The 25,383-nt window shown below is 66.3% G+C and carries 22 protein-coding genes and 2 pseudogenes; 3 read left to right on the top strand and 21 right to left on the bottom strand.

What is annotated here, in order from left to right:
* Positions 1 to 102 precede the first annotated feature (102 nt).
* On the bottom strand, positions 103 to 1,827 hold the full coding sequence (gene poxB, locus ACFQDH_RS11235) for a ubiquinone-dependent pyruvate dehydrogenase (protein ID WP_382401305.1): 1,725 nt from the start codon (positions 1,825 to 1,827) through the stop codon (positions 103 to 105).
* A gap of 199 nt (positions 1,828 to 2,026) precedes the next feature.
* On the opposite strand from poxB, the gene ACFQDH_RS11230 reads away from it, so the two are divergent.
* Entirely contained in the window at positions 2,027 to 2,851 is an 825-nt protein-coding gene (locus ACFQDH_RS11230) for a hypothetical protein (RefSeq protein ID WP_382401303.1), read from the top strand.
* 31 nt (positions 2,852 to 2,882) lie between these two features.
* On the opposite strand, the gene ACFQDH_RS11225 is transcribed toward ACFQDH_RS11230, so the two are convergent.
* The 15 genes and pseudogenes from ACFQDH_RS11225 to ACFQDH_RS11155 form a co-directional block, all read right to left on the bottom strand.
* On the bottom strand, positions 2,883 to 3,554 hold the full coding sequence (locus tag ACFQDH_RS11225) for a YdeI/OmpD-associated family protein (RefSeq protein WP_382401301.1): 672 nt from the start codon (positions 3,552 to 3,554) through the stop codon (positions 2,883 to 2,885).
* Positions 3,555 to 3,767: 213 nt separating this feature from the next.
* Entirely contained in the window at positions 3,768 to 5,249 is a 1,482-nt protein-coding gene (gene atpD / locus ACFQDH_RS11220) for a F0F1 ATP synthase subunit beta (protein ID WP_382401299.1), read from the bottom strand.
* Positions 5,250 to 5,275: 26 nt separating this feature from the next.
* Positions 5,276 to 6,189: pseudogene (locus ACFQDH_RS11215) on the bottom strand (F0F1 ATP synthase subunit gamma).
* A 43-nt stretch (positions 6,190 to 6,232) separates the two neighbouring features.
* The gene (gene atpA, locus ACFQDH_RS11210) at positions 6,233 to 7,870 is read right to left on the bottom strand and encodes a F0F1 ATP synthase subunit alpha (RefSeq protein WP_382401297.1); all 1,638 of its coding nucleotides are present in this window, start codon (positions 7,868 to 7,870) and stop codon (positions 6,233 to 6,235) included.
* 176 nt (positions 7,871 to 8,046) lie between these two features.
* A complete protein-coding gene (locus ACFQDH_RS11205) occupies positions 8,047 to 8,859 on the bottom strand; it encodes a F0F1 ATP synthase subunit delta (protein WP_382401295.1) in 813 nt (270 codons plus the stop codon).
* Complete coding sequence (locus ACFQDH_RS11200; protein WP_382401293.1) at positions 8,859 to 9,455, bottom strand: F0F1 ATP synthase subunit B; 597 nt, start codon at positions 9,453 to 9,455, stop codon at positions 8,859 to 8,861. The genes ACFQDH_RS11205 and ACFQDH_RS11200 overlap by 1 nt, the downstream gene beginning before the upstream one ends.
* Before the next feature lie 48 nt (positions 9,456 to 9,503).
* On the bottom strand, positions 9,504 to 9,713 hold the full coding sequence (atpE, locus tag ACFQDH_RS11195; RefSeq protein ID WP_382401291.1) for an ATP synthase F0 subunit C: 210 nt from the start codon (positions 9,711 to 9,713) through the stop codon (positions 9,504 to 9,506).
* A gap of 116 nt (positions 9,714 to 9,829) precedes the next feature.
* Positions 9,830 to 10,624 carry a F0F1 ATP synthase subunit A gene (gene atpB, locus ACFQDH_RS11190; RefSeq protein ID WP_382401289.1) on the bottom strand — a complete coding sequence of 265 codons (795 nt, stop codon included), beginning with the start codon at positions 10,622 to 10,624 and terminating at the stop codon, positions 9,830 to 9,832.
* 113 nt (positions 10,625 to 10,737) lie between these two features.
* The gene (locus ACFQDH_RS11185) at positions 10,738 to 11,031 is read right to left on the bottom strand and encodes a hypothetical protein (RefSeq protein ID WP_382401287.1); all 294 of its coding nucleotides are present in this window, start codon (positions 11,029 to 11,031) and stop codon (positions 10,738 to 10,740) included.
* Positions 11,032 to 11,042: 11 nt separating this feature from the next.
* Positions 11,043 to 11,510: a hypothetical protein gene (locus ACFQDH_RS11180; protein WP_382401285.1), complete on the bottom strand. Its 468-nt coding sequence runs from the start codon at positions 11,508 to 11,510 to the stop codon at positions 11,043 to 11,045.
* 220 nt (positions 11,511 to 11,730) lie between these two features.
* Positions 11,731 to 12,753, bottom strand: coding sequence for a glycosyltransferase family 4 protein (locus ACFQDH_RS11175; protein ID WP_382401283.1), 1,023 nt, complete (start codon positions 12,751 to 12,753; stop codon positions 11,731 to 11,733).
* A gap of 180 nt (positions 12,754 to 12,933) precedes the next feature.
* Positions 12,934 to 14,208: a serine hydroxymethyltransferase gene (locus tag ACFQDH_RS11170; protein WP_382401281.1), complete on the bottom strand. Its 1,275-nt coding sequence runs from the start codon at positions 14,206 to 14,208 to the stop codon at positions 12,934 to 12,936.
* A 10-nt stretch (positions 14,209 to 14,218) separates the two neighbouring features.
* Positions 14,219 to 15,166 (bottom strand): L-threonylcarbamoyladenylate synthase, encoded by a 948-nt coding sequence (locus tag ACFQDH_RS11165; protein ID WP_382401279.1) that lies wholly within the window; start codon positions 15,164 to 15,166, stop codon positions 14,219 to 14,221.
* 139 nt (positions 15,167 to 15,305) lie between these two features.
* Positions 15,306 to 15,668: a VOC family protein gene (locus ACFQDH_RS11160; protein ID WP_382401277.1), complete on the bottom strand. Its 363-nt coding sequence runs from the start codon at positions 15,666 to 15,668 to the stop codon at positions 15,306 to 15,308.
* Positions 15,669 to 15,677: 9 nt separating this feature from the next.
* Entirely contained in the window at positions 15,678 to 16,694 is a 1,017-nt protein-coding gene (locus ACFQDH_RS11155) for a GNAT family N-acetyltransferase (protein ID WP_382401275.1), read from the bottom strand.
* A 194-nt stretch (positions 16,695 to 16,888) separates the two neighbouring features.
* On the opposite strand from ACFQDH_RS11155, the gene ACFQDH_RS11150 reads away from it, so the two are divergent.
* Positions 16,889 to 17,455 carry a pentapeptide repeat-containing protein gene (locus ACFQDH_RS11150; RefSeq protein ID WP_382401273.1) on the top strand — a complete coding sequence of 189 codons (567 nt, stop codon included), beginning with the start codon at positions 16,889 to 16,891 and terminating at the stop codon, positions 17,453 to 17,455.
* A gap of 66 nt (positions 17,456 to 17,521) precedes the next feature.
* Here ACFQDH_RS11150 and prmC read toward each other — a convergent pair whose 3' ends face one another.
* From prmC to rpmE, 3 genes and pseudogenes are all read right to left on the bottom strand, one after another.
* Positions 17,522 to 18,394 carry a peptide chain release factor N(5)-glutamine methyltransferase gene (prmC, locus tag ACFQDH_RS11145; protein ID WP_382401271.1) on the bottom strand — a complete coding sequence of 291 codons (873 nt, stop codon included), beginning with the start codon at positions 18,392 to 18,394 and terminating at the stop codon, positions 17,522 to 17,524.
* Positions 18,391 to 19,487 (bottom strand): annotated as a pseudogene (gene prfA / locus ACFQDH_RS11140) (peptide chain release factor 1). The gene prmC and the pseudogene prfA overlap by 4 nt, the downstream one beginning before the upstream one ends.
* 89 nt (positions 19,488 to 19,576) lie before the next feature.
* Positions 19,577 to 19,795, bottom strand: coding sequence for a 50S ribosomal protein L31 (rpmE, locus tag ACFQDH_RS11135; protein ID WP_382401269.1), 219 nt, complete (start codon positions 19,793 to 19,795; stop codon positions 19,577 to 19,579).
* A 256-nt stretch (positions 19,796 to 20,051) separates the two neighbouring features.
* Between rpmE and ACFQDH_RS11130 the strand changes: the two genes are divergently transcribed.
* Complete coding sequence (locus ACFQDH_RS11130) at positions 20,052 to 21,962, top strand: N-acetylmuramoyl-L-alanine amidase (protein ID WP_382401267.1); 1,911 nt, start codon at positions 20,052 to 20,054, stop codon at positions 21,960 to 21,962.
* Between the two features lie 110 nt (positions 21,963 to 22,072).
* On the opposite strand, the gene rho is transcribed toward ACFQDH_RS11130, so the two are convergent.
* Complete coding sequence (gene rho / locus ACFQDH_RS11125) at positions 22,073 to 24,064, bottom strand: transcription termination factor Rho (RefSeq protein WP_417398436.1); 1,992 nt, start codon at positions 24,062 to 24,064, stop codon at positions 22,073 to 22,075.
* A 365-nt stretch (positions 24,065 to 24,429) separates the two neighbouring features.
* Positions 24,430 to 25,371 carry a homoserine kinase gene (thrB, locus tag ACFQDH_RS11120; RefSeq protein WP_382401263.1) on the bottom strand — a complete coding sequence of 314 codons (942 nt, stop codon included), beginning with the start codon at positions 25,369 to 25,371 and terminating at the stop codon, positions 24,430 to 24,432.
* Positions 25,372 to 25,383: the final 12 nt, after the last annotated feature.

Here is a 25,383-nt window from a genome sequence, read left to right as displayed (position 1 = left end):
CCCTGATCGAGAGGAGTAGAGAACGACCGACAGGAGTACGAAAAGCAGGCGAATTCGTACTCCTCTCGGTCAGTAGGTACTCCTCTCGGTCAAATGGGGCGGCTACAGCTGCTGCAGGTTGGTGCGCGCCAGCTCGACGATCTCGCTGCCTCGGCCGGACAGCACCGTGCGGGTGGCGTAGAGCGTGAAGCCCTTGACCTGCGCCAGGGTGATCTTCGGCGGCAACGACAGCTCCTGCCGGGCCACGCGCAGGTCAACCAGCGCCGCCCCGTCATACGCGAGCGCCTCACCGACCGCGTCCTCGACGTCCGAGGTGCGTTCGGCCCGCAGCCCACGGATGCCCATCGCGTCAGCGATGCCCGCGAAGTCGGGGTTGTCCAGCCCGGTGCCGAAGTTGATCAGCCCGGCTTGCTTCATCTCCAGCTCGACGAAACTGAGCGCACTGTTGTTGTAGACCATCACCTTCACCGGCAGCTTCAGCTGGCGCAGCGTGATCAAGTCGCCCAGCAGCATGGCCAGCCCGCCGTCGCCGGCGAGCGCGATCACCTGCCGCTTCGGGTATGTCGCCGAAGCGCCGATCGCCTGAGCGAGCGCGTTGGCCATCGAGCCGTGGTTGAACGAGCCGAGCAGCCGCCGCTTGCCGTTCATCCGCAGGTAGCGCGCCGCCCACACCGTCGGCGTGCCGACGTCGCAGGTGAAGACGGCGTCGTCGGTGGCCAGCTTGTCGATCGTCGCGGTCACGAACTGAGGGTGCAGCGGCGTTTCGTTCGGCTTGCCGGGTTGGGCCAGCTCATCCAGCCGCGCGCGGCGCTTCGTGTGGTGCTTCACGATGGTGTCGGCGAAACTGCCGTCACTGGCTGACTTGATGCGAGATTGCAACAACGGCAACGTATCTCGGACGGTGCCGACCAACGGGTGCGACACCTGCACGCGTCGACCGATGCGCTCGCCGCGCACGTCGAGCTGCACGACCGGCACATCGGTCGGCAGGAACGGCCGGTAGGGGAAATCGGTGCCGGCCATGATCAGCACGTCGCAGTGCTCCATTGCGCGATAGCCCGAGTCGTAGCCGATCAGCCCGGTCAGACCGACGTTGAGCGGGTTGTCCCACTCCAGCCACTCCTTGCCGCGCAGCGAATGCACCACCGGCGCCTTGATCGCCTGCGCGAAGGCCACTAGCTCGTCATGCGCTCCCGCACACCCGGCGCCGGCGAGTATGGCGGGGCGCTTGGCGTTGCCGATGACCTCTGCCGCGGCAGCAAGGTCCTTCTCCGCGGGCACCACCACCGACGGCCTGGTGTGCACGGGTAGCACGTCCTTGCCCGACCACTCCTCCATGAAGATTTCGCCCGGAACGACGATGACGGCCACCCCGCGGCGGGTGATCGCGGCCTGGAGGGCCTGCTGGAACACCACCGGGAACTGCTCCCCGGACGAGACCAGCTCGCAGTAGACGCTGCACTCGTTGAAGATCTGCGTCGGGTGCGTCTCCTGGAAATAGCCGCTGCCGATCTCCTCGCGCGGGATCTGGGCTGCGATCGCCAGCACCGGGGCGTGGCTGCGCCCTGCGTCATACAAGCCATTGATGAGGTGGACGTTGCCCGGTCCGCAGCTGCCGACGCAGACCGCGAGCTCCCCGGTCAGCTGCGCCTCGGCGCCGGCCGCAAACGCGCCGACCTCTTCGTTGCGCACGTGCGCCCACTGCAGGTCGCCGTCGCGCCGCAGCGCCTCGGTCAGTCCGTTGAGGGAGTCGCCGGGCACGCCATACAGTCGGCGGACGCCGCTGGCTTTGAGCGTCCGGATGATCGAGTCCGCGATTGTCGCCATACGCCCCATTGTGTCGGTTCGTCGGGCTTCATCGGCAGGCTGGTCGACACGCAATCCACCGGCGGGCCAGTTGGCCTTTCACCCCATGGTGGTTGCCAGTCACGCCGGGGCCACCTGCGCATCAGGTACAAGCTGCCGCTCGACTTCGAGGCGTTGTGATCTGACCTGAGGGCGCAGGCCGTCGTGACACCATCAGGGCATGCTGGCGTTGGTAGGAGCGGTCCTCGCGGCCATCGCGTATGGCGCGGCGACAGTCCTGCAGGCGATCGGTGTGCGCCGACTGCGCGAAGCACCAACGGGGTCAAGTCTGCTCGCACGCTGCCGGGCCGGTTGGTTGTATGCCGCCGGTCTCGCACTCGACGCTGTCGGGTTCGTGCTCAGCTTCGCAGCGTTGCGCTCGCTGCCGCTCTTCCTCGTCGAGTCGATGCTCGCGTCTTCGGTCGGAGTGACCGCTGTGCTCGCAGTCATATGGCTCGGCGTGCGGTTGTCCCGCCTGGAGGTCGGCGCGTTGGCCGTCACCGGAATAGGACTGGTGTTGTTGGCAATCAGTGCGCAGGAGGGTGCCGCCAGGACCCTCGACAGTCGTGGCGGCTGGCTACTGCTCGGTGGCGGAGTCGCCATCGCTGTGGTCTTCGGCCTCGGTATGGCGGACCGGAATCGAGCCCGCTCCTCGATCACCCTCGCGGTCGCCTCCGGGCTCGGCTTCGGCCTGTCCGGGATTGTTGCCCGCGTCCTCAACACATCGAATCCGTTGTGGCACACCGTGTTTCAAGCACAGCTCTGGGCTCTGATCCTCGCCGGCGCGGTCGCGTTGGTCGCTTATGGCTTCGCACTGGACCGCGGTCGGACCACCAGCGTCGCCGCGATCACCTTCGCGGTCGAGACGATCGTGCCGGCAGCGATCGGCCTGGCGTTCCTGGGCGACGAGATCCGGCGCGGTCTCGTCGTGGTGGCCGTGCTCGGGTTCGTGATCACCCTGGGTGGCTGCCTCGCCCTGGCCGGGCATGCGGAGATCGAGGCGTAACCGACTCCGCGTCCAAGTGCGGTGGGCAGCCCTACGCGCCGGCTGCGGCCGCGGCGGCCGCAGCACGCTGGACCCACTTCGGCAGGTCGCCATAGCGCTGGAACGGCACCACTTCCCCGGCGGCACTGCACTCGACCAGTTGCACCATCCGTCGATCGCGGGTCACTTCCTGCTTGGCGGTGACCACCCAGTTGATGCACTGACGCCGATAGGTCGCGGTTGCCGCCTCCAGGAACGCAGTTGCCGCCGGTGAGTTCGCGAGCAGCTCGGCATACGCCGGTGGCAACTCGATCGGACCCTCCCGTTCGTGGCTGTATGGCGCTGCCTCCCGGCGCCGCGCCTCCCAGATCGCCAGACCGGCCGGCTGCATCCGACCCGCGGCTCGCAACTGCTCGACCAGCTCGAGATTGACCTTGCTCCAGTGGCTGGTGCGCTTGCGAGGCGTCCATCGCTGCCGCAGGAAGTCGTCGTCGATGCGTTGCGACACCGAGTCGATCCAGCCCCAGCACAGGGCTTCGGGCACCGCCTGCGCCCAGGTGAGGCCACGATCGGGCACGTGCTTCTTGGCCAAGCCCATCCACAGCTCGGTCTCGGTGTCGTGATGCGCCGCGAGCCAGGCGCCGAACTCGGCAGCGTCGGCGAAGAAGCGCGCCGGCCGCTCCGGGGTGCCGCCCATCCGGCCGGGCGTGATGTCCTTCGCCATACAACGCAGCCTGCCATGGGGTGGTGACACCGTCGCACCCCAGACCCGTGCCGTTCCCTCCCCTGGGGAGACTCAGGCACGCCCCAGACGCCAAAGCCCGTTCATACCTCGACACTGGGGAGACCTGTGCACGCGCGCGGACGTGCACACGCGAAAACCCCGGATCACAGTGTGATCCGGGGTTTTGCCGTGCTGTATGGCGGGAGGAGCTGGTCAGTCCTGCTTGGCCAACTCGGCAGCCTTCTTCTCGACGTCGTCGAGCCCACCGCACATGAAGAATGCCTGCTCGGGCGTCTGGTCGTAGTCACCGTCGGCGATCTTGTTGAACGCCTCGATCGTGTCGGCGAGCGGCACGGTCGAGCCCTCGAGGCCGGTGAACTGCTTGGCCACGTAGGTGTTCTGGGACAGGAAACGCTCGATGCGACGGGCGCGGTTGACGAGGATCTTGTCCTCTTCGGAGAGCTCGTCGATACCGAGGATCGCGATGATGTCCTGCAGCTCCTTGTTGCGCTGCAGGATCTGCTTCACGCGGACCGCGGTGTCGTAGTGCTCCTGCGTGACGTAGCGCGGGTCCAGGATGCGGGAGGTCGAGCTCAACGGGTCCACCGCGGGGTAAATACCCTTCGAGGCGATGTCACGCGAAAGCTCGGTCGTGGCGTCCAGGTGCGCGAACGTCGTGGCCGGAGCGGGGTCGGTGTAGTCGTCCGCCGGCACGTAGATCGCCTGCATCGAGGTGATCGAGTGACCACGCGTCGAGGTGATCCGCTCCTGCAGCTCGCCCATCTCGTCGGCCAGCGTCGGCTGGTAACCCACCGCGCTCGGCATACGACCGAGCAGCGTGGAGACCTCGGAACCGGCCTGGGTGAACCGGAAGATGTTGTCGATGAAGAGCAACACGTCCTGGTTCGCCACGTCGCGGAAGTACTCCGCCATAGTGAGAGCAGACAGCGCCACCCTGAGCCGCGTGCCCGGCGGCTCGTCCATCTGGCCGAAGACGAGGGCGGTCTGTCCGAGGACGCCGGCCTCTTCCATCTCGACCATCAGGTCGTTGCCCTCACGGGTGCGCTCACCGACACCGGCGAACACCGACACACCACCGTGGTCACGCGCCACCCGGGCGATCATTTCCTGGATGAGGACGGTCTTGCCGACACCGGCACCACCGAACAGGCCGATCTTGCCGCCCTGAACGTATGGCGTCAGCAGGTCGATGACCTTGATGCCTGTCTCGAACATCTGGGTCTTGGACTCCAGCTGGTCGAAGGCCGGCGGACGGCGGTGGATGCCCCAGCGCTCGTTGACCTCGAGCTTCTCGCCCTCTTCGAGGTTCAGGCACTCACCGGTCGCGTTGAAGACCTTGCCGAGGGTGGCCTCGCCGACCGGCACCGTGATCGGGCCGCCGGTGTCCTGCACCGCCTGGCCGCGAACGACACCGTCGGTGGGCTGCAGCGAGATCGCACGGACCATGTTGTCGCCGATGTGCTGCTCGACTTCGAGCTTGACCTGCTTCTTGCCTGCGTTCTCACCACCCTCGCTGGAGAGGTCGACCTCGAGGGTCAGCAGGTTGAACATCTCGGGCATGCCGTCGGCGGGGAACTCGACGTCGATGACCGGACCGATGACTCGTGCCACACGCCCAACGGCGCCCGGCGCGGTCTCCTCCGCCTTCGTGTCGAGAACGTTGGTCTCACTCATTGGCTATCTCTTTCTCGTCAGACGTCTCAGGAGGCATCCGCCAGAGCGCTGGCGCCGCCAACGATCTCGCTGATTTCTTGGGTGATCTCGGCCTGCCGCGCCTGGTTGGCGAGGCGGGTGTAGGTCTTGATGAGTTCCTCGGCATTGTCCGTCGCGGACTTCATCGCACGCTGGCGTGCAGCAAGCTCGGACGACGCCGACTGCAGCAACGCGTTGTAGATCCGGGCGTTGACGTACTTCGGCAGCAAGGCGTCGAGCACGTCATCCGCGCTCGGCTCGAACTCGTACAGCGGCAGCGGGCCGTGGTCCGGCTCGCCGTCACCGTCGGTGTCGACCTCGCCCTCAACGACCTCGAGCGGCAGCAGCCGCACGACCTGCGGCTCCTGATTCACCATGTTGACGAAGCGGGTGTAGACGATGTGAACCTCGTCCACGCCCCCTCGGCGCTGCCGTCGACGAACTGCTCGGTGAGGACGTCACCGATCTCCTTGGCGACCTCGAACTCGGGACCGTCGGTGAACCCGGTCCACTCCTGCTCGAACTCGCGACGGCGGAACTTGTAGTAACTGACCGCCTTGCGCCCGACCAGGTAGGGAACGACTTCCTTGCCCTCGCCACGCAGCCGCTCAACGAGCTCGGCCGACTTCTTGATGGCGTTGACGGAGTAGGCGCCGGCCAGTCCGCGGTCGCTGGTGCAGATCAGCACCGCGGCGCGCTTGGGCTCGTCCCGCTCGGTCGTCAGGGCGTGGTCGGTGTTGCTGTGCGTCGCCACGGCGGAGCACGCACGGGTCAGCGCAATCGCGTATGGCGTCGACTGCTCGACCCGCCGGCGCGCCTTGACCACCCGCGAAGCTGCGATGAGCTCCATCGCGCGCGTGATCTTCTTGGTGGCCTGGACAGACCGGATGCGCTGGCGGTAGATCCGCATCTGCGCGCCCATGTTGTCCCCTTCCTGCTCGAAAGTTGTCGGTCAGCGACCGGAGTCAGCTCTGCTTGTTCTTGACGATCTTGGCCTGGTCGATCTGGTCCTGCGCGATCTCGTCGTGGGACTCGGCGCCTTCGCCACCGTGGTCCGGACCGCCCTGGAACTGCGACTTCAGCTTCTTCATCGCCTCTGCGAAGACCTGCTTGCCGTCGTCGTCGAGCTTGGTGGTCTCGTCGATCGCGTCGAGGGTGCCCTTGTGCTCGCGGCGCAGCAGGTCGAGGAACTCGGCCTCGAAACGGCCGACGTCGGAGGTCGCCACGTCGTCCAGCTGGCCGGTCGTGCCGGCCCACAACGACGCGACCTGCGACGACAGCGAGAACGGGCTGTTCTGCGGCTGCTTGAACAGCGCCATCAACCGGTCACCACGCGCCAGCTGCTGGCGGGAGGCTGCGTCCAGGTCGGAGGCGAACATCGCAAACGCCTGCATCTCGCGGTACTGGGCCAGGTCGACCTTGATCGAGCCGGTGACGCCCTTGAGCGCCTTCGTCATGGCGGCACCACCGACACGCGACACCGACACACCGACGTCGACCGCCGGGCGCTGGTTGGCGTTGAACAGGTCGGCCTGCAGGTAGATCTGACCGTCGGTGATCGAGATGACGTTGGTCGGGATGTATGCCGAGACGTCGCCGGCCTTGGTCTCGATGATCGGCAGGCCGGTCATCGAGCCACCACCGAGCTCGTCGGACAGCTTCGCGCAACGCTCGAGCAACCGACTGTGCAGGTAGAACACGTCACCCGGGTAGGCCTCGCGGCCCGGCGGGCGGCGCAGCAGCAGCGACATGGCGCGGTAGGCCTCGGCCTGCTTGGTCAGGTCGTCGAAAATGATCAGGACATGCTTGCCGTCATACATCCAGTGCTGGCCGATGGCCGAGCCGGTGAACGGCGCGAGGTACTTGAAGCCGGCAGCCTCGCCTGCGGACGCGTTGACGATGGTGGTGTATTCCATCGCGCCGGCGGCCTCGAGGGTGCCGCGGACCTCGGCAACCGTGGAGTTCTTCTGGCCGACCGCGACGTAGATGCAGCGCACCTGCTTGTTCGGGTCGCCGGACTCCCAGTTGGCCTTCTGGTTGATGATCGTGTCGGTCGCGATCGTCGTCTTACCGGTCTTGCGGTCGCCAATGATCAGCTGACGCTGGCCACGGCCGATCGGCGTCATAGCGTCGATCGCCTTGATACCGGTGGCCATCGGCTCGAAGACCGACTTACGGGAGACGACGTTGGGCGCCTGCAGCTCCAGCTCACGGCGGGTGTCGGACTTGATGTCGCCGAGTCCGTCGACCGGGTGACCCAGCGGGTCCACCACACGACCGAGGAAGGCGTCGCCGACCGGCACCGAGAGCACTTCGCCGGTGCGCTTGACCTGCTGGCCTTCTTCGATGCCACCGAACTCACCCAGGACGACGACACCGATGTCGTGCACGTCGAGGTTCAGCGCGATGCCGAGAGTGCCGTCCTCGAACTCCAGGAGCTCGTTGGTCATCGCCGAGGGCAGGCCCTCGACGTGGGCGATCCCATCGCCGGCGTCTGCGACGGTGCCGACTTCCTCACGGCTGGCCGCACCCGGCTCGTAGGACCGGACATAGCCGTCCAGTGCTTCCCGGATCTCGTCCGGACGGATCGAAAGCTCCGTCATTTCGTTTCTCCTCTTGTGGCGGACCGCCCGCGGCCCGTTAGGTCTTGCTCCAGCGTCGGTATGCCGGAAGGTCTGTCGATGAAGTTAGTCAGCACAGGCACCGTCTGCTTTGGGATCCGTTGGGCGTTGCAGGGAGCCTGCGACCGTAACGTCCATGGAGATCAAGTCCCAACGGGTCAGCCCGCCATGGTGCGGCGGGCCTCCTCCAGTCGGGTTGCGATGGTGCCGTCGATGACTTCGTCGCCGACCTGCACTCGCAGGCCTCCAACGATGTGCGGGTCGACGATGACGTTGAGCTGAACGGGACGGCTGTAGACACGAGCCAGCGCCTGCCCCAGGCGGGACCGGTCGGCCTCGCTGAGCTCGACGGCGGAGGTCACAGTCGCGGCGAGCCGGTCGCGCAGTTGCGCGGCGACTGCGACATACGACTCGAGCACGCGCTCGACCCGACGTCCACCCGGGTTGGCGGCTGCCTGGCGAGCCAGGCGGGCCGTCTCCGGTGCCGCCTTGTCGTCCAGCAGTTTGCCGACCAGGTCGGCCTTGTCCTTGCCGGAGCGCCGGCGGTCGCCGAGCGCATCGCGCAGCTCGGCGTCACCGGTGACCGTCCGCTCGAAGCGGAACAGCTCGTCCTCGACGTTGTCGAGACGACCGGAACGCTCTGCCGAGGTCAACGTGGCTTCCACACCGAGTTGCTCGAGTGCGTCGCCGAGGTCCCGCTCGTCGGCCCAGCGCTGGCCGACGGCGTTGCGCAGCACCTGCTGCACCCCGTCGCTGACCTTGCCGCCGAAGAGTTGATCGGCGAGCGACGCCTTCGCCGCAGCCTGTGTGGTCGGGTCGGTCAGCGCGCGCCGAAGCGAGGCGCTGGACCCGAGCACGCCGGAGACCGCGAACAACTCATCACCCAGAGACGTCGCGTCCGTGCCGGAGCCGAGCAGGGTGTTGAGTTCCTGTCGGACGGTCAGCAGCGAACCACGCGAAGCGCCCTGCATCAGGCACCCTCACTCGGCGTCGTGCCGACCTTCTCCGGCTTGACGTCTCCGGACTCGAGGTCTGCCAGGAAGCGCTCGACGATGCCACGCTGACGCGTCTCGTCCTCGAGCGACTCACCGACGATCTTGCCGGCCAGGTCGGTCGACAGGCGACCGACGTGGCTGCGCAGCTCGACCTGGGCCTGCTGACGCTCGGCTTCGGTCTGCTTGTGTGCGCTCTCGATGATGCGCTCGGACTCGGCGTTCGCCTGTCCACGCATCTCGGCAATGATCTGGGCGCCCTGCGAGCGGGCGTCCTCACGGATGCTGGCAGCCTCGGCGCGAGCCTCGGCGAGCTGAGCTTCGTACTGAGACTTGGCTTCCTCCGCCTGCTTCTGGACTTCGGCAGCCTGCTCCATGCCGCCCTCGATGGCAGCAGTCCGCTCCTGGTAGGCCTTCTCCAGGTTGGGGACGACCTTCTTCCAGACGACGAACAGGATCGCCGCGAAGATGATGATCCCGAAGATCAGCTCCGACAGCTGCGGGAGGATCGGGTACCTCTCGGCGACCTTGGAGTCGCTGGAAGCAGCGAGCCCTGCTAGGGCGACACTGTGCATGACTTTCTCCTACGAGACGGTGCTGGTGGCGATCGGTGTGGGTCGCGCTTACGACTTGAAGACGAACGCGAGGACCAGACCGAAGATGGCCAGCGCCTCTGCGAGCGCGAAGCCGAGGATGGCGATCGACTGCAGCATGCCGCGGGCCTCGGGCTGGCGAGCAACGCCGTTGATGTAAGCGGCGAAGATCAAGCCAATGCCGATACCGGGGCCGATGGCGGAGAGGCCGTAGCCCAGGATCGCGATGTTGCCTTTCACGATGGTCCCTCTTTCTGAGTTTGTCTTTCATTGATCCGGTCGGCGGAACCGGCCGGAAGTTCTGTGAGTGTTGCGTATTCGGTTGTAAGTCTGTGGGGCACCCGCGACGGTCGCGCTCAGTGCTCCGTGGCGATCGAGTCGGAGATGTAGGTCGCCGCGAGCAGGGTGAAGATGTAGGCCTGCAGGAACTCGATCAGGATCTCGAAGATGGTCATCACGGCCGCGAGCACGAAGGAGCCGGCGCCGAAGATCTTGTACTGGAATCCGCTCTGGTGCACGATCATGAACTCGCCGCCGGTGACAAAGAGCAGCAGGAGCATGTGGCCGGCGAACATGTTGCCGAAGAGTCGCAGTGCCAACGTGACCGGGCGGGTGACGAAGTAGGTGATGATCTCCAGCACCAGGATCATCGGGCGGATCCAGGCGGGCAGCCCCGGGGGCACGAGACCCTTCAGGTAGCCGATGACACCCTTCCGCTTGAACGCGATCACCTGGTAGGTGACGTAGACGAACAACGTCAGGGCGATCGGGAAGCCGACGCGACCGGTGGGCGGGAACTGGAAGAACGGAATGACGCTCATCAGGTTGCTGAGCAGCAGCGTGCAGAAGAGCGCGAAGAGCAGCGGCACGTACTTGAGGAATTCTTTGGTGCCGATGATGTCCTGCGCGATGCCGTTGCGGATCGGCGCGTAGATCTGCTCGGTGATCCACTGGCCCTTGCTCGGGACGATCGCGGCCTTGCGGGTCGTCATCACGAGGTAGACACAGACGACGATGCCGACGACCAGGAAGAGGGCCATCGGTCGGGTGAACGACCAGTCGCCGTGGCCGAAGAACCGCTGGTAGAACTCCTGCGGGTTCGGCGGCTCGAACGTATCCGTCTTCACCGCAGCAAGTGGGCTGAAGCTCACAGGCGCTCCTCAGTCTTCTTTCAGGTTGGTCAGGGATTCTGGTCTGCTGCTGGGTTCGCTGGGCGACGTATGTCGCTCAGCGCTGGTGCGCAGCGGCAGCTGACAAGTTGCTGTCATTCCGCACCGTACCGAAACCAGATCAGGTAGATCGACAGGGCCATCCCCGCGAGGAGGCCGGCCGGGACCAGGAAGCCGGTGTGCAGCAGGCGGTCCAATCCGTAGCCGATCAAGGCGAATACTACCGGTCCGCTCAGCAGGTAGCTCAGGGCACTCACCCCGACGGACTCGGTCATGCCGGGACGCTCGGTTTTCCAGTCGGAAGAGCTGTCCAGGAAGCCACCGAGGAAACCATCGGACTTGGGGTACTTGCTCGGCCGCGGGTCATCGGCGTCGGGCTGTTGCGCCATACGGACTCCACTCACCGGGTGCCTCCCTCTTCGGCCACATCGTTCTCGGAAAGCTCCGAGTAGACCGCCTTGGGTGCACGTACAAAGCCGGTCACCTGCGCGACCTGCCAGGCGAGCGCCGTCACGAGGACGGACAACCCGAACGCCCAACCATCGATCCAGTCTCGCTCGGAGAGAGCCAGGATGATGATGCCGAGGAAGATGACCTGTCCAAGGTAGACCGTGAACGCGGCCGCAAGCAGCAAAAGTGCGTTGTCGCCCGACACGCGCTGCAGGACACCGAGGCCGCCGGCGAAGAAGACCAGCGCGACGAGCACCCCGATGGCAGCACTGCCGCCGCCCTTCGGGCCGTTGGTGATCCAGAAGATGATGGCCAGCACGGGCAGGCAGACTGCGTTGACGATGATGCCTATTCGCAGCATCGTCGCGAACGGAACGGCCGGGGGTTCCGGGGCCACTTCCGGTCGGGAGTCCGTCATGGGGCTCACTGCCAATCTGCCTGATTCGTGGGCGTCGTTCGGGCGTCTCACTGTAGGCATTCGAGGTGCTGGATCACCTCGTCTTCCTGCTTGTGAAAGTTATCACAAGCTCCGTCGGCGAGGGAAATCCGGGCAGGACCTCGGAAGTCCGGAACGGCTCAGCGGCGCGTCAGCCGGGGCAGTCCCACGGTCAGCGCGAGACAGAGGGCGATGAGTCCGATCAGCACGGACGCGGCGAGCGGCGTCGACATGAAGTTGAAGAGCAGGACTCCCCGGCGACCGATGCTGACCACAGGTAGAGCAGCAGCACCGCCTGCCGGTGCGGGTGGCCCATCCGCATCAGGCGGTGATGCAGGTGCTTCTTGTCGGGGTGCCAGAACCTCCCGCCGCGGCGCACGAACGCCAGCAGGACATCAAGCACCGGTAGGGCCAGGACCAGCACGGGCAACGCGATCGGCAGGAGTATGGCGACCGTCGAGGTCTGGGCCTGATCGCTGGTGGGGTCGAAGTTTCCGGTGAAGGAGATGAGCGCCGCCGACAACAACAGGCCGAGCAGCAACGACCCGGCGTCGCCCATGAAGAGTTTGGCCGGGTGGAAGTTGTGCGGCAGGAACCCGAGACAACAGCCCACCACGGCGGCCGAGATGAAGGTTGCCAGGGTGAAGACGTCGTTGTCGTAGTTCTGCCGGGTCGCGTAGCTCCAGATGAAGAACGTCGCGGCCGCGATGGCCGTCGTGCCGGCCGCCAGGCCGTCGAGTCCGTCAGCGAAGTTGACCGCCTGGGTGGTCGCGATGACGACCAGCACAGTCAGCCCGAAGAGCACGGACTGAGGGAAGTAGGTCTGAGTGCCGAGAATCGGCAGGAAGAGCAGGTGCACTCCCCCGAACACGGACATCACCAGAGCCGCGACGATCGTGCCCGCGACCTTCGTCAACGGGTCCAGCTCCCGCAGGTCGTCGATCGCACCGAGCAAGGTCACGATCGCGGCCGCAGCGAGCACCCAGAGCACGGACGAGTAGTCGATCTTGCTGCCCAGATACGGCAAGTGCTTGGCGACCAAGATCGCCGCCGCGAAGCCCATCAGGAGGGCGACACCGCCCAGCCGCGGGATCGGGATCGTGTGCACGTCACGCCCGCGCACCGGCGTGACGGCATTCCAGCGCACGGCGGCCCAGCGAATGCCCGGAGTCGTGATGAAGGTGATCGCCGCCGCAACGATCGCGATGAGCAGATATTCACGCACGGAGGCTCATGCTCCTTTGCCTGTGCTGAACGAACTTCACAGCGGAGCGAGATCCTTCGGGTTCGTGGACTTTGCGGGTCGAGTAGGGCGAGCCGCTGGGCGAGCCGTGTCGAGCGGCGTCCTGAGTAGCCCGGAGCCTGCGGAGGGCGTATCGAAGGGACCGCTCCTGCGGAAGCTGACTCAGCGAGCGTACGCCGGGAAGCGCTCGACCAAGTCCGAAACCTGAGCACGCACAGACTTCGCGGCGGCATGCTCCGGGTCGCCGTCGCCCTCGGTGATCGCGGTGTGGATCAGGTCCGCAATCTGCTTCATCTCCTCGCTGCCCATGCCCTGCGTGGTGACGCACGGGGAACCGACGCGGATGCCGGAGGCGATGTTGGGCTTGGCCGGGTCGAAGGGAATGGCGTTCTTGTTCAACACGATACCGGCTGCGTCGGCGCGCTTCTCGGCGTCGGCGCCGGTGACGCCGATCCCCTGCAGGTCATGCAGCGACAAGTGGGTGTCGGTGCCGCCGGTCGTCGGGCGGATGCCGTGCTCCCCCAGCGAGGTCGCCAACTGCTGCGCGTTGGCGATGACCTGCTTGGCGTAGGCGGCATACTCCGGCGTCGCGCACTCCTTGAAGTTGACCGCCTTGGCCGCAATGGAGTGCATCTGCGGGCCGCCCTGCATCATCGGGAAGACCGCTTTGTCGATGGCCTTGGCGTGCTCCTCCTTGCATACGATGGCGCCGGCGCGCGGGCCGCGCAGCACCTTGTGCGTGGTGAAGGAGACGACATCGGCATACGGGACGGGGCTGGGGATCGCCTTGCCGGCGACCAGGCCGATGAAGTGTGCGGCGTCGACCCAGAAGATCGCGCCGACCTCGTCGGCCAGCTTGCGGAAGAACTCGAAGTCGATCAGCCGCGGGATCGCGGAGCCACCGGCCAGGATGATCTTCGGCTTGTGCTCCTTGGCGAGGCGCTCGACCTCGGCGTAGTCGATGTCCTCGGTCTCCTTGTCGACGCCGTAGTGGACGGCGTTGAACCACTTGCCGGAGAAGCTGACCTTGGCGCCGTGCGTCAGGTGTCCGCCCATCGGCAGCGCCATCGCCAGCACGGTGTCGCCGGGCTGGGTGAAGGCGCCATACACAGCCTGGTTGGCGCTGGCGCCGGAGTGCGGCTGGACGTTGGCGTGATCGGCGTCGAAGAGCGCCTTGCACCGATCGATCGCGAGAGTCTCGGCCTTGTCGACCTCGGAGCACCCGCCGTAGTAGCGACGCCCCGGATAGCCCTCGGCGTATTTGTTGGTGAGCGTCGAGCCGAGCGCGGTGATGACCGCGGGGCTGGACATGTTCTCGCTGGCGATCAGCTGCAGCCCGCCGCGAATGCGGTCGAGTTCGGAGAGGAGGACGCCGGCGATGTCCGGGTCGAACTGCTGGAGCGCGTCGAAATCAGAACCGTAAAAGGGCGTGGTCATGTCGGACACCTTATTCGTCGTCACTGGTTGTCGTCGGGGAAGTCTCGTGCCACTGCTCACCCAACGTCGGTGGGGCGTCAGGAACGTCGGCAGAGGAATGAATCTCGTTGTCATCCGCGGGATTCGGAGATATCGCATCGTCGGGACCGTCGGCCAGCTCGTCGAGATCGGCCGACTCGTCGCCGACCTCGTCGAGGTCGGTGGAATCGTCGCTGCCCTTGACGAGGTCGACCGGTCCGTTGGCGGGTTCGTCGACCGGCTCGGCCAGCGGCTCGTCCACCGGCTCGTCGACCGGGGAGTTGATCGCCCGACCGGTGATCAACTCGACGTCGCCGAGGACCTTCTGCAACTCCTCGTTGCCGACGGCACCCTCGCGCAGGACGATGGGGTCGGCCTTGGTGCAGTCCAGGATCGTGGAGGACGTATCAGAGCCGCGGGTCCCGCCGTCGAGGTAGATGTCGACGAAGTGCCCGAGCATGAATCCCGCCTCGGTGACCGTCGTCGCGGACGGCTTGCCGGTGCGGTTGGCGGAGCTCACCGCGAGCGGGCCGGTGCTCTCCAGCAGCGCGAGCGCGATCTCGTCGTCCGGCATACGCAGGCCAACGGTCCCGTTGGTGTCGCCGAGGTCCCAGGCGAGCGACTGCTGCGCGCGAAAGACCAGGGTGAGCCCGCCGGGCCAGAAGGCGTCCATCAGGCGCCCGGCGTATGACGGCACGGACATCGCCAGGCCGTCGACGGTCTGGCGGGACGGGATCAGCACCGGTGGCGGCATGTCGCGCCCGCGACCCTTTGCCTCGAGAAGTTGCGCGACCGCGGTCGGGTTGAAGGCGTCCGCGGCGACGCCGTAGACGGTGTCAGTCGGCAGGACCACACACTCGCCACGGAAGATCGCCTCGGCCGCAGTGCTGATGCCTTCGCCGCGGGACTCCGGGACGGTGCAATCGAAGACTGGGCTCACTCGCACAAGTCTGTCAGACGCAGCACTCGCGGGTTGAGCGCCGTCCTGAGTAACCGGTGAGGCACGAGCCGGTGTATCGAAGGGTAGGCCGGAGGAGCGCAGCGGAGGAGGCCGTATCGAAACCCCGCGCGGACGAGGCTTAGCAGTTGCAGAGACAGAACGGGTGTCCGGCCGGATCGAGGAAGACGCGGAACGACGTGCCCGGCTGCTCGTCGCATTTGGTGGCGCCCAGCTCGATGGTCGGGCCTTCGGCCGCGTCGAGGTCGTCGACCACGACGTCGAGGTGCATCTGCTGCGGATGCTGCTGACCGGGCCACTGGGGCGGCCTGTAGTCGGCGACCCGCTGGAAGTCGATCGGCGGCCAGCTCTCGGTATAGATCTTCGCCCAACTGTTGTCGTCGTCGATATTCACCTCGAAACCGAGCAACTTGCCGTAGAACGTCGCCAACTGCCCGGGGTCGGGGCAGTCGATCACCAGAGTGGGAGTGCGTGCGATAGCCATGGTCAAAAGCTAGCCAAGCCCACCGACATGACCCTCGAGTTCGTGGAGCACATCGACACGACGAAAGCCGAAAGCCTCGTTGGTGTGCTGCATGGCGGTGTTGTGCTGCTCGGTGTAGGTCTGCACCCGGCTCCATCTACCGCCGGTGCGCTCGGCCAGATCGGCGAGGTTGCGCAGGTTGGCGAGCTTCAGGCGTGCTCCGAGGCGATGCCCGCGGTGTGCGCGGTCGACGAACGTGTCGTCCTGTATCACGAACTCCGCGTCATACCGCGACACGAACATCTCGGTGTATCCCGCCCCGAGCCCGTCCGGGGTGAGCGCGAGCGAGCGCAACCGAGTCCAGCCCTGCTCGGCGAAGGTTCGCTCCGCCTCGCGGATGCGGTCGACGTTGATCGGCTGCGGTGTGTGAGTCAGCTCCCCCATCGGCACGTCCTCGTTCATGTGCGTCACCATCCGCGCCCACTCGGCGACGTATTCGTCCGGCACCCGATCGACGAAGGAGTGCAGCTCGTAGCCGTCGCCGCCCGCGCGTAGGTCGGCGACCCGCGCCTCGTCCAGCGGCAGATCGAGCAGGAACCGGTCCTCGGTGCTCACCGAGCTCATACCGCGGGACAGCGCGAAGCGCCCACCCACGGTGTCCTCCAGCTCCTGACCTGCCGGGATGTGCAACTCGGTCTGCAGAATCGACCGATCTCGTTGCGTCGCAACAGCTTTGACGCGTTCCAGCAGCTCGGCGCCAACTCCCCGACCGCGAAGGTCGGGCACCACTCCCAACTCAACGGAGAGGGTCTCGGTGTCGTATCTCAGCGGCAACGTGATCTCTGCTCCGCCTACGCAGCGGCCGCCGTCGAACGCGGCCACAGCCCGGCGATCGTTGTGGACCGAAGCGCGCCCGAGGTAGACCTGCAGAGACTCCAGCGACTCCCACCAGGACGACTCCCGTCCGGCGAGGTGCGCGTCCCGGATACTCCTTCGCCACGCACCCAGCTCGGGGTCGTCGGCCGCGAGCTGCCTGATCTGCACCATGCCCGCCATCCAACGGACTCGCTTCGCTCACCGCAAATCGTTTACCCCTTCGCCGAGAGGACACTCTTTCGTCGACGGGACAGGCGATTTGTGACGGATGTGGCTGGTGAGGCGGGTATTGCCTGTCCTCTCGATCATCGCGTGTCCTCTCGGCGGAGGGGTCGGCGTCGGCTGGTGCTGTCAGACTCCCCGCCATGGAGCTGATCGACGAGACGTATGCCGACAAGGAGCTGCCGGTATTGCTGGCGACCGCCACGGACGCAGTGTCGTTGCTGCGGTGCGACCTGCGCGGATCCGACCTGCGGGACGTCGATCTGACCGAAGTGACCTTCACCGATTGCTTGCTGGACGAGGTCCGGCTGGATGGCGCTTCGCTGGGCGGAGCGACCTTCGACGGCTGCCGACTGATGGGGGCTGCGCTGCCGCACACCCGCGGTCTCGGATTCACGATGCGACGCTCGAATCTCTTTGCTGCCAACCTGATCGGTGCGGTGATCTCGCACACGGACCTGACCGGATGCCGTTTCACCGAGGCTGTGTTGCGCGGCGCCGATCTGCGTTCGTCGGTGCTCGACGGCTGCGACCTCACGCATGCCGATCTGTATGACGCCAAGCTCGACGGCGCCGATCTGCGTGGCGCGGCGCTCGGCCCGTGCGACCTGGACCGACTGCGCGCCATGAAGGGCGCGATCATCACCGGCGAGCAGGCCAAGGAGATCGTTGTCGAGCTGGCCGGCGTGTCTATCGTCGACAACAGTTGAGAGGTCTCGATACGGGCTCGCCTATCGGCTCGCCCTACTCGACCAGCTTGGGTGGGTGCTCCTCCGCTACTCAATCAGCTTGGTAGCGGTCACTGCGCGTGGGCGGCCGGCGAGATCCTGGTGGTCGGCGACGTCACTCCAGCCCGCACGGGTCAAAGCGTTCGGCAGCGAATCCCCTTGGCTGTCAGCGTGTTCCATCACCAGCAGACCACCCGGTCGCAACAGGTCATGTGCCCGACGCGCGACAGCGAGCGGGATCCGCAGGCCGTCGTCGCTGCCGCCATACAGTGCCACTTCGGGGTCGTGGTCACGGACCTCCGGGTCGATCGGCACCATCCCGACCGGGATGTATGGCGGGTTGCTCACCACGACGTCCAGCCTTCCTTCCCGCCCGGGCAACGCCGACTCCGCGGGTCCTTGCAGGATCTCAACGTCGAGGCCGAGCAGTTGCGCGTTGCGGGCTGCCCACGCGTGTGCCAGCGGGTCCAGCTCAACCGCGGTGACCGACAGCGACGGCGACTCGTGTTTGAGCGCGAGCGCGATCGCTCCGGAACCGGTGCACAGGTCGACAACCTGCGCACCAGGGCGGCCCCCGAGCTCGGCGAGCACCAGGTCGACCAGCAGCTCGGTCTCCGGGCGGGGAATGAAAACCCCTGGCCCGACATGCAATTCGATCCCGCGAAACGGCGCGGAGCCGATGAGATGCTGCAGTGGCACTCGCGTCATACGTTCATCGACCAGGTCGGTGAAGCGCCCTTCAACTTCTGCGGACGGCGCTTCGCCGAGCAGTTGCCTTCGCTGCAACTCACCGACCGACACTCCCCACGCATGGGCCAGCAGCAGCTGCGCGTCTGTGCCGGCGCTGGGCACGCCGGCTGTGGCAAGCCGCTCGGTGGCCGACGCCAGCAAGGCGCGGACGCCGGCCGCGGGGACGCTCACGATGCAGTCGAACCTTCTGCAACCGCAACCATTCTCGCGGCCTCGTCGGTGTCGATCGCCGACTGGATGAGGGCGCCGAGGTCACCGTTGAGTACGGCGTCGAGGTTGTAGGCCTTGTAACCCGTGCGGTGGTCGGCGATGCGGTTTTCCGGGAAGTTGTACGTGCGGATCCGCTCGCTACGGTCGACAGTCCTCACCTGCGAGCGTCGGGCCGCCGAAGCCTCGGCCTCCCGTGCCTCCTGAGCCTGCTGGCGCAGCCTGGCCTTGAGCACCCGCATCGCGGCTTCCTTGTTCTGCAGCTGGGACTTCTCGTTCTGGCACGAGACAACCAGCCCGGTCGGCAGGTGGGTGATGCGGACGGCGGAGTCGGTGGTGTTGACCGATTGCCCCCCGGCCCGGACGACCGGTAGACATCGATCTTCAGGTCGTTGGGCCCGAACACGATCTCGTCGTCGTCCCCGTCGTCGAGGTCCGGCATCACCATCACCCCGGCGGCCGAGGTGTGGATGCGGCCCTGGCTCTCGGTCACCGGAACCCGCTGCACGCGGTGCACTCCACCCTCGTACTTCAGCTTCGCCCAGGGCGCCTGGCCCGGCTCCGGCTGACCCTTCGCCCGGATCGTCAGCCGCACGTCGGTGTAGCCGCCCAGGTCGGACTCGGTGCCGTCGGTGATCTCGGCGCGCCAGCCGGCGTGCTCGGCATACCGGAGGTACATGCGCACCAGATCCGCTGCGAACAAAGCGGATTCGGCGCCGCCCGCACCCGCCTTCACCTCGAGTATGACGTCGCGGTCGTCGTCCTCGTCGCGCGGCAGCAGCAGTTTGCGCAGCTTGCCCTCAGCCGCCGTGACGGTCTCCTCCAGTGCAGGAATCTCCTCCGCAAAGGACTCGTCCTCGTCCACGAGCTCGCGTGCCGCGGTCAGGTCCTCACGTGCTGCGATCCAGGCGCGGTATGCCGCGACGGTGGGCGCGAGTGCGGCATACCTCTTGTTGAGCCGGCGCAGCGCTTTCGGATCTGCATGCACCGCCGGGTCGGCCAATTGCCGCTCCAGGTCCGCGTATTCGTCGGCGACGGCGGCTGCTGACTCGATCATGGGTGCCTCCCGGAGGCTTCGTGCAGTGAATGGTGCGACAACGCAAACGCCGGCCCTGACCCCAAGGGTCAGGACCGGCGTCAGAGAAGCTACTTGGCTGCGGTCTTCTTGCCGTAACGCTCCTGGAATCGGGCGACCCGGCCACCGGTGTCCAGAATCTTCTGCTTACCGGTGTAGAAGGGGTGGCACTGCGAGCACACGTCAGAGCTGATCGCGCCGGACGGGGCAGTGCTGCGGGTGGTGAAGGTGGCGCCACAGGTGCAGGTGACCACGGTCTCACCGTAGGACGGGTGAATGTCCTTCTTCATGGAATCTCCTCGGGATGTCATGCCCACCGGGTCGCTGTCGCGGATGCGGAGCGTGAACCGGGGAGCCAACCGATGATTCTGCCAGTTGGCAGACCATCCGTCCAAACGAGAACCGTTCCCGACTTATTCCGCGCGCATCCGTCACGAGCGAGGAATTTGTCGGTCTCCGGAAAACATTTACGCACGGCACCGTGCCAAAGTGAAAGAGTCAGCTCTCCCTTGGGCCGACAGTCCCCCTGATGATCATGGAGAAGCGATGACTCATCCACTTTCCCGACGTAATTTCCTGGTCGCGGCTCTGGCAGTGCCGGTGGCGGCAGCAGCAACCGCCGCCCCTGCTCTCGCCGTCGACCAGCACGACCAATTCACTGCAGCATCAACCAAGTACGGCGTTCCCGCGTCCGTGCTCGCTGCCATCTCCTACGGGCAGACCCGCTGGGAGGACCATGCCGGTGTGCCGAGCACCAGCCTCGGTTACGGACCCATGCACCTCGTCGACGGTGCTGCCGCGCAGGCGCAGCGGGACGCGGCGGCCGGTAAGCACGCCGCAGGTGTCATCGACACCCTGGGGCAGGCCGCCACGCTGACCGGGCTCTCCAAGGACGAGCTGCGCACCGACACCGCTGCCAACATCATGGGCGCCGCGGCCGTGGTCGCCGCAGCCCAGCGGGAGGCGGGCCACGCCGTCGGAGCACACACCGACCCGGCCACTTGGTATGTCGCGATCGCATCGGCCAGCGGCTTCTCCGCCGCCGCCAGCCAGCGTGGTTTCGCCGACGACGTGATCAGCGACCTGCGGGCCGGCGCCAGCAAGACGACGTCCGGTGTGCAGCTCAAGCTGCAGGCGACCAAGGTCGGCAGCGTGACCTCACAGCGTGCGGTCCTCACCAAGCGGATGGACACCGCCGCGAAGCAGGCCGCGCCGACCGACCCCATCGACGCCCCCAAGGGCCTGCCTGTCGAGTGGGTGCCTGCGCCATACGAGCAGCTGAGCTCCGACCCGGGCAACTACGGCAACCACGACCTCGGGAACCGCCCGGTCGCCCCGGCGCTGAACACGATCGTCATACACGACACCGAGTGCTCGTATGACGAAGCGCTCAAGCTGGTGCAGATGCCGACCTACCTGGCGTGGAACTACACAGTGCGCTCCAGCGACGGCACGATCGCGCAGCACCTGGAGGCCAAGGACGTCGGCTGGCACGCCGGCAACTGGTACGTCAACGCGCACTCGATCGGCGTCGAGCACGAGGGTTACGCCACCGCGGGTCCGACCTGGTTCACCGAGGCGATGTACCGCAAGTCCGCTCGACTGATCTCCTACCTGTGCAAGAAGTACGACATCCCGGTCGACCGGGCGCACATCATCGGTCACGACCAGGTGCCGGCGACCACGACGGGCGGCATCAAGTCGATGCACTGGGACCCGGGCCCGTTCTGGGACTGGGAGCACTACTTCGAGCTGCTCGGCGCCCCCTTGGTGCGAGGCACCCGCGGCATCAGCCGGTTCTCGGCGGGCGACATGATCCGGATCCTGCCCGGCTTCGAGGGCAACGAGCAGATCGTGACCGGGTGCGACGACAACAACCCGCCGATCTGTGTGGTCGACGGCCCGCAGCCGGCGGCCAACTTCGTGGCGCTGCACCAGCAGCCGGACGACAGCTCACCGCTGGTCGCGGACATCGGCCTGCACCCGAGTGGGGCGCCGTCCGGCACCGGCCCGTCCGACGTCGGAGCACGCGCGGCGGCCGGTGAGGACTACGTGGTCGCGGACGTCGACGGCGACTGGACCGCGATCTGGTATCTCGGCCAGAAGTCGTGGTTCCACAACCCGGCAAAGTCTCCTACCGCACGCCTGTTGAAGAAGGGCATGAAGGCCACCGCCAAGACCGACGTGGTCGTCTACGGGCGCGCTTACCCGGAGTCGTCGGCATACCCCGATCCCTCGTGGGATCAAGGGGTTTCGGCGTTCAGCTACACCTGGGGCGCGGGTCAGGAGTATGTCGTCGCCGACACCAATGTGCCGACCGACTACTACAAGGCCTGGTATTACGACATCAACACCCCGAACGACCACATCGACATCGTCGGCAAGACGAAGTACTACCTGGTCTACTTCGGGCACCGGGTCATGTACGTCCAGGCGGACGACGTCACCCTGACCTGAGGTCGTCGCGCTCGGTGACGATCACCGAGTGACGCAGCAAACGGCGAGTGACGCAATTGCAATTGCGTCACTCGCCGTTTCGTGCGTCAGTCGCCGTATGGCGAACCGATTCAGTCCTCGTCGTCGAGCTTGATGGAGCTGGTCTGCTGCACCTGCATCAGGAACTCGGTGTTGGACGGAGTCTTCTTCAACCGGTCGAGCAGCAACTCGATGCCCTGCTGCGGGTCGAGGGCGGCAACGACCCGACGTAGCTTCCACATGATCTTCAGCTCGTCGCTGCCGAGCAGGATCTCCTCGCGGCGGGTACTGGAGTTGTTGAGGTCCACCGCCGGGAAGATCCGACGATTTGCAAGCTGACGGTCAAGCTTCAGCTCCATGTTGCCGGTGCCCTTGAACTCCTCGAAGATGACCTCGTCCATCCGCGAACCGGTCTCGATCAGGGCGGTCGCGAGAATAGTCAACGAGCCGCCGTGCTCGATGTTGCGAGCGGCACCGAAGAACTTCTTCGGCGGATAGAGCGCCGCCGAGTCGACGCCACCGGACATGATGCGGCCACTGGCCGGCGCGGCCAGGTTGTAAGCCCGTCCGAGTTTGGTGATCGAGTCGAGGAGGACCACCACGTCCTTGCCCATCTCCACCAGACGCTTGGCGCGCTCGATGGCGAGCTCGGCGATCACGGTGTGGTCGACAGCCGGCCGGTCGAAGGTCGAGGAGATGACCTCGCCCTTGACCGCTCGCTGGAAGTCGGTCACCTCTTCCGGACGCTCGTCCACGAGGACGACCATCAGGTGGCACTCGGGGTTGTTTGCAGTGATCGCGTTGGCAATCGACTGCATGACCATGGTCTTGCCGGCCTTGGCCGGCGAGACGATCAGGCCACGCTGGCCCTTACCGATCGGTGCGACCAGGTCGATGATGCGGTTGGTCAGGTGCTTCGGGTCGTCCTCGAGACGCAACCGCTCCTGCGGGTAGAGCGGCGTCAGCTTGCCGAATTCGACACGCTCCTTGGCCTGCTCGGGCGTCATACCGTTGATGGAGTCCAGGCGAACCAGCGCGTTGAACTTCTGCCGGGTCGGCAGCTGCTCACCGTCGCGTAGCGCACGGATCGCGCCGGTGACCGCGTCACCCTTGCGCATGCCGTTCTTCTTGACCAGACCCATCGGCACGTAGACGTCGTTCGGGCCCGGCAGGTAGCCGCTGGTCCGCACGAACGCGTAGTTGTCCATGACGTCGACGATGCCGGCGACGGGCACCAGGACGTCGTCCTCGCGCACCTGGGTGTCGACGTCACCGAAGTCGTCGGCGCGGCCACGGCCACGCTTACGGTCCCGGCCACGCTGACGCCGGCGGCCACGGCCATTGCCGTCGTCGTCGTTCCAGCGGTCGTTGTTCCGGTCGTTGTTCCGATCGTTGTTGGCGCCCTGACGGTTGCCACCCTGACGGTTGTTGCCGCCCTGGCGGTTGCCGTCCTGACGATTGCCGTCCTGACGGTTGCCGTCGTTGTTGCGGTTGCCACGGTCGCCGTCGTTGCGGTCACCGCTGCGGTCGTTGTTGCGGTTGCCGCCGTCGTTGCCCTGGCGGTTGTTGCCACCCTGGCGGTCACCGTCGTTGCGGTTGCCGCGGTCACCGTCGTTGCGGTTGCGGTTGCCACGGTCGTTGCCCGACGGACGGTCGTCGCGGTCGTTGCCGCCCTGAGGCTGCGCCTTGTCGCCGTCACGATCGTTGCCGGCGTCGGCACGGTCGCCGAGGTCGACGGACTTGTGGTTGTTCTGGTCAGCCCTGGCCTCAGCAGGCCTGTCGGCCTTGGCCTCAGCAGGCTGCGCACCGGTGGTGTTGTCGCCGGTGTTCTTGTCACCGCCGTTGTCGGTCTTGGCAGCGGCCGGAGCCGTCGCGGTGCGCTCGCCCTCGACGGGCGTGGCGGGAGCGGAGGTCGCCCGGCGCGAACGGCGGGGAGCGCTCTTGGCACTCTGCGCACCGTCGGCAGCGGACTTGCTCTCGCCGCCGCGCTCACGGATCGCCGTGAGGATGTCGCTCTTGCGCATCTTGGAGGTGCCGCTGATGCCCATGGTCACCGCGAGCTGCTTGAGCTCGTCCAGCTTCATTGTGCTCAGGCTTCCCCGAGTGCTAGAAGCGGTCGCCGATGGCGGCGCGGAGAGTTCGGTGGTTTCGGTCACGAAGGTTCCTTCCCCTCGTTCGTCCGGCGCTCAGGCCGGTGTGGGGTGTGCCAAAAATCGTTGCTTCTGACTGGATGCTCATTCTGCGTTGGCGTTGCGATTCGCAAGCTCCCTGCAACCCCAAACGCATCCCGAGCTTCCTGTGTCTTTTCTGAATCAACTTCAGTGAAGTAACACTCATCACCGGCGTGCGCACTGGCCGAAAAGATCGGTGAGAAACGTCGCGGTGAGACATCGACATCCGGGACAGAACTGTCACGCGGACGGCTTGGGCCGTCGATGTATGGCCAAACTTACACCGTCGAGGGGGCGTAATGCGAAACGACTCGCACACCGGACGCGGCAATGCCCGGCCGCAGCACCTGCCAGCCGGTCGGGAGGGTGTCCGCGTCCACCTCGAATTCGCCGGCACCGAGGACCAACACGGCCGGGCCGGCACCGGAGATCGTCGCCGCGAGGCCGCGTGCCCGGAGCAGGTCGATGACCTCCATGCTCTGCTCGTATGACGCCCTGCGGGGCTCCTGGTGCAACCAGTCCCGGGTGGCCGGTAACAGCAGCTCCGGCTCCTCGGTCAGCGCGTGCACCAGCAGGGCAGCTCGTCCGACGGTGGAAGCCGCGGCCGACATCGACACCGTGTCGCCGAGCACGGCCCGGGCTGAATCGGTGGACAGGGTCGCTTCCGGCAGCAGCAGTGCAACCGTGACGTCGGGGTGCAGCCGGGGGCGCACCGTGCGCCACCCGGCTCCTTCGTCGTTGGCCCAGGAGACGGTCAAGCCGCCATACACACTGGCCGACGCGTTGTCGGGATGACCTTCGAGGTCGCCGGCCAGGTCACTCAGCATCGCCAGCGCCACGGGTCCGTCGATGCGATCGCGGACCAGGGCGAGCGCGGTCGCCATACCAGCCACGATCGCCGCAGCCGACGACCCGAGACCGCGCGAGTGCGGAATTCCGTTGCGGCAGTGCAGGATCAGGCCGGGCGGCGGCTCCACTCCGAGCTGTTGCCACATCGTCAACGCGGACCGCCAGACCAAGTGCGTCTCGTCGGTCGGCACCGCTTCGGCACCTTGACCCTCGACCGAGATCCGCACGCCGTCTCCACACACCGTCGCCTGCACGGTGTCGGTGATCCCCAGCGCGAGACCTATCGAGTCGAAGCCCGGGCCGAGGTTGGCACTGCTTGCCGGCACCTCGACGGTGACGGACGTGCCGAGCGAAAACTGTTCAGAATCCATCGAATCGGGCCC

The organism is Flexivirga alba (genome assembly GCF_042661025.1).
Classification (GTDB): Bacteria; Actinomycetota; Actinomycetes; order Actinomycetales; family Dermatophilaceae; genus Flexivirga; species Flexivirga alba.
The sequence above is the reverse complement of the archived record's forward strand: the minus strand, read 5'-3'. Positions and strand labels throughout refer to the sequence as shown.

What these genes read in the sequence shown, in the direction of transcription:
- poxB (WP_382401305.1), bottom strand. Translation starts at nt 1,827, where the DNA reads ATGGCGACAATCGCGGACTCGATCATCCGGACGCTCAAAGCCAGCGGC.
- ACFQDH_RS11230 (WP_382401303.1), top strand. Translation starts at nt 2,027, where the DNA reads ATGCTGGCGTTGGTAGGAGCGGTCCTCGCGGCCATCGCGTATGGCGCG.
- ACFQDH_RS11225 (WP_382401301.1), bottom strand. Translation starts at nt 3,554, where the DNA reads ATGGCGAAGGACATCACGCCCGGCCGGATGGGCGGCACCCCGGAGCGG.
- atpD (WP_382401299.1), bottom strand. Translation starts at nt 5,249, where the DNA reads ATGAGTGAGACCAACGTTCTCGACACGAAGGCGGAGGAGACCGCGCCG.
- atpA (WP_382401297.1), bottom strand. Translation starts at nt 7,870, where the DNA reads ATGACGGAGCTTTCGATCCGTCCGGACGAGATCCGGGAAGCACTGGAC.
- ACFQDH_RS11205 (WP_382401295.1), bottom strand. Translation starts at nt 8,859, where the DNA reads ATGCAGGGCGCTTCGCGTGGTTCGCTGCTGACCGTCCGACAGGAACTC.
- ACFQDH_RS11200 (WP_382401293.1), bottom strand. Translation starts at nt 9,455, where the DNA reads ATGCACAGTGTCGCCCTAGCAGGGCTCGCTGCTTCCAGCGACTCCAAG.
- ACFQDH_RS11185 (WP_382401287.1), bottom strand. Translation starts at nt 11,031, where the DNA reads ATGGCGCAACAGCCCGACGCCGATGACCCGCGGCCGAGCAAGTACCCC.
- ACFQDH_RS11180 (WP_382401285.1), bottom strand. Translation starts at nt 11,510, where the DNA reads ATGACGGACTCCCGACCGGAAGTGGCCCCGGAACCCCCGGCCGTTCCG.
- ACFQDH_RS11170 (WP_382401281.1), bottom strand. Translation starts at nt 14,208, where the DNA reads ATGACCACGCCCTTTTACGGTTCTGATTTCGACGCGCTCCAGCAGTTC.
- ACFQDH_RS11160 (WP_382401277.1), bottom strand. Translation starts at nt 15,668, where the DNA reads ATGGCTATCGCACGCACTCCCACTCTGGTGATCGACTGCCCCGACCCC.
- ACFQDH_RS11155 (WP_382401275.1), bottom strand. Translation starts at nt 16,694, where the DNA reads ATGGTGCAGATCAGGCAGCTCGCGGCCGACGACCCCGAGCTGGGTGCG.
- ACFQDH_RS11150 (WP_382401273.1), top strand. Translation starts at nt 16,889, where the DNA reads ATGGAGCTGATCGACGAGACGTATGCCGACAAGGAGCTGCCGGTATTG.
- rpmE (WP_382401269.1), bottom strand. Translation starts at nt 19,795, where the DNA reads ATGAAGAAGGACATTCACCCGTCCTACGGTGAGACCGTGGTCACCTGC.
- ACFQDH_RS11130 (WP_382401267.1), top strand. Translation starts at nt 20,052, where the DNA reads ATGACTCATCCACTTTCCCGACGTAATTTCCTGGTCGCGGCTCTGGCA.
- rho (WP_417398436.1), bottom strand. Translation starts at nt 24,064, where the DNA reads ATGAAGCTGGACGAGCTCAAGCAGCTCGCGGTGACCATGGGCATCAGC.
- thrB (WP_382401263.1), bottom strand. Translation starts at nt 25,371, where the DNA reads ATGGATTCTGAACAGTTTTCGCTCGGCACGTCCGTCACCGTCGAGGTG.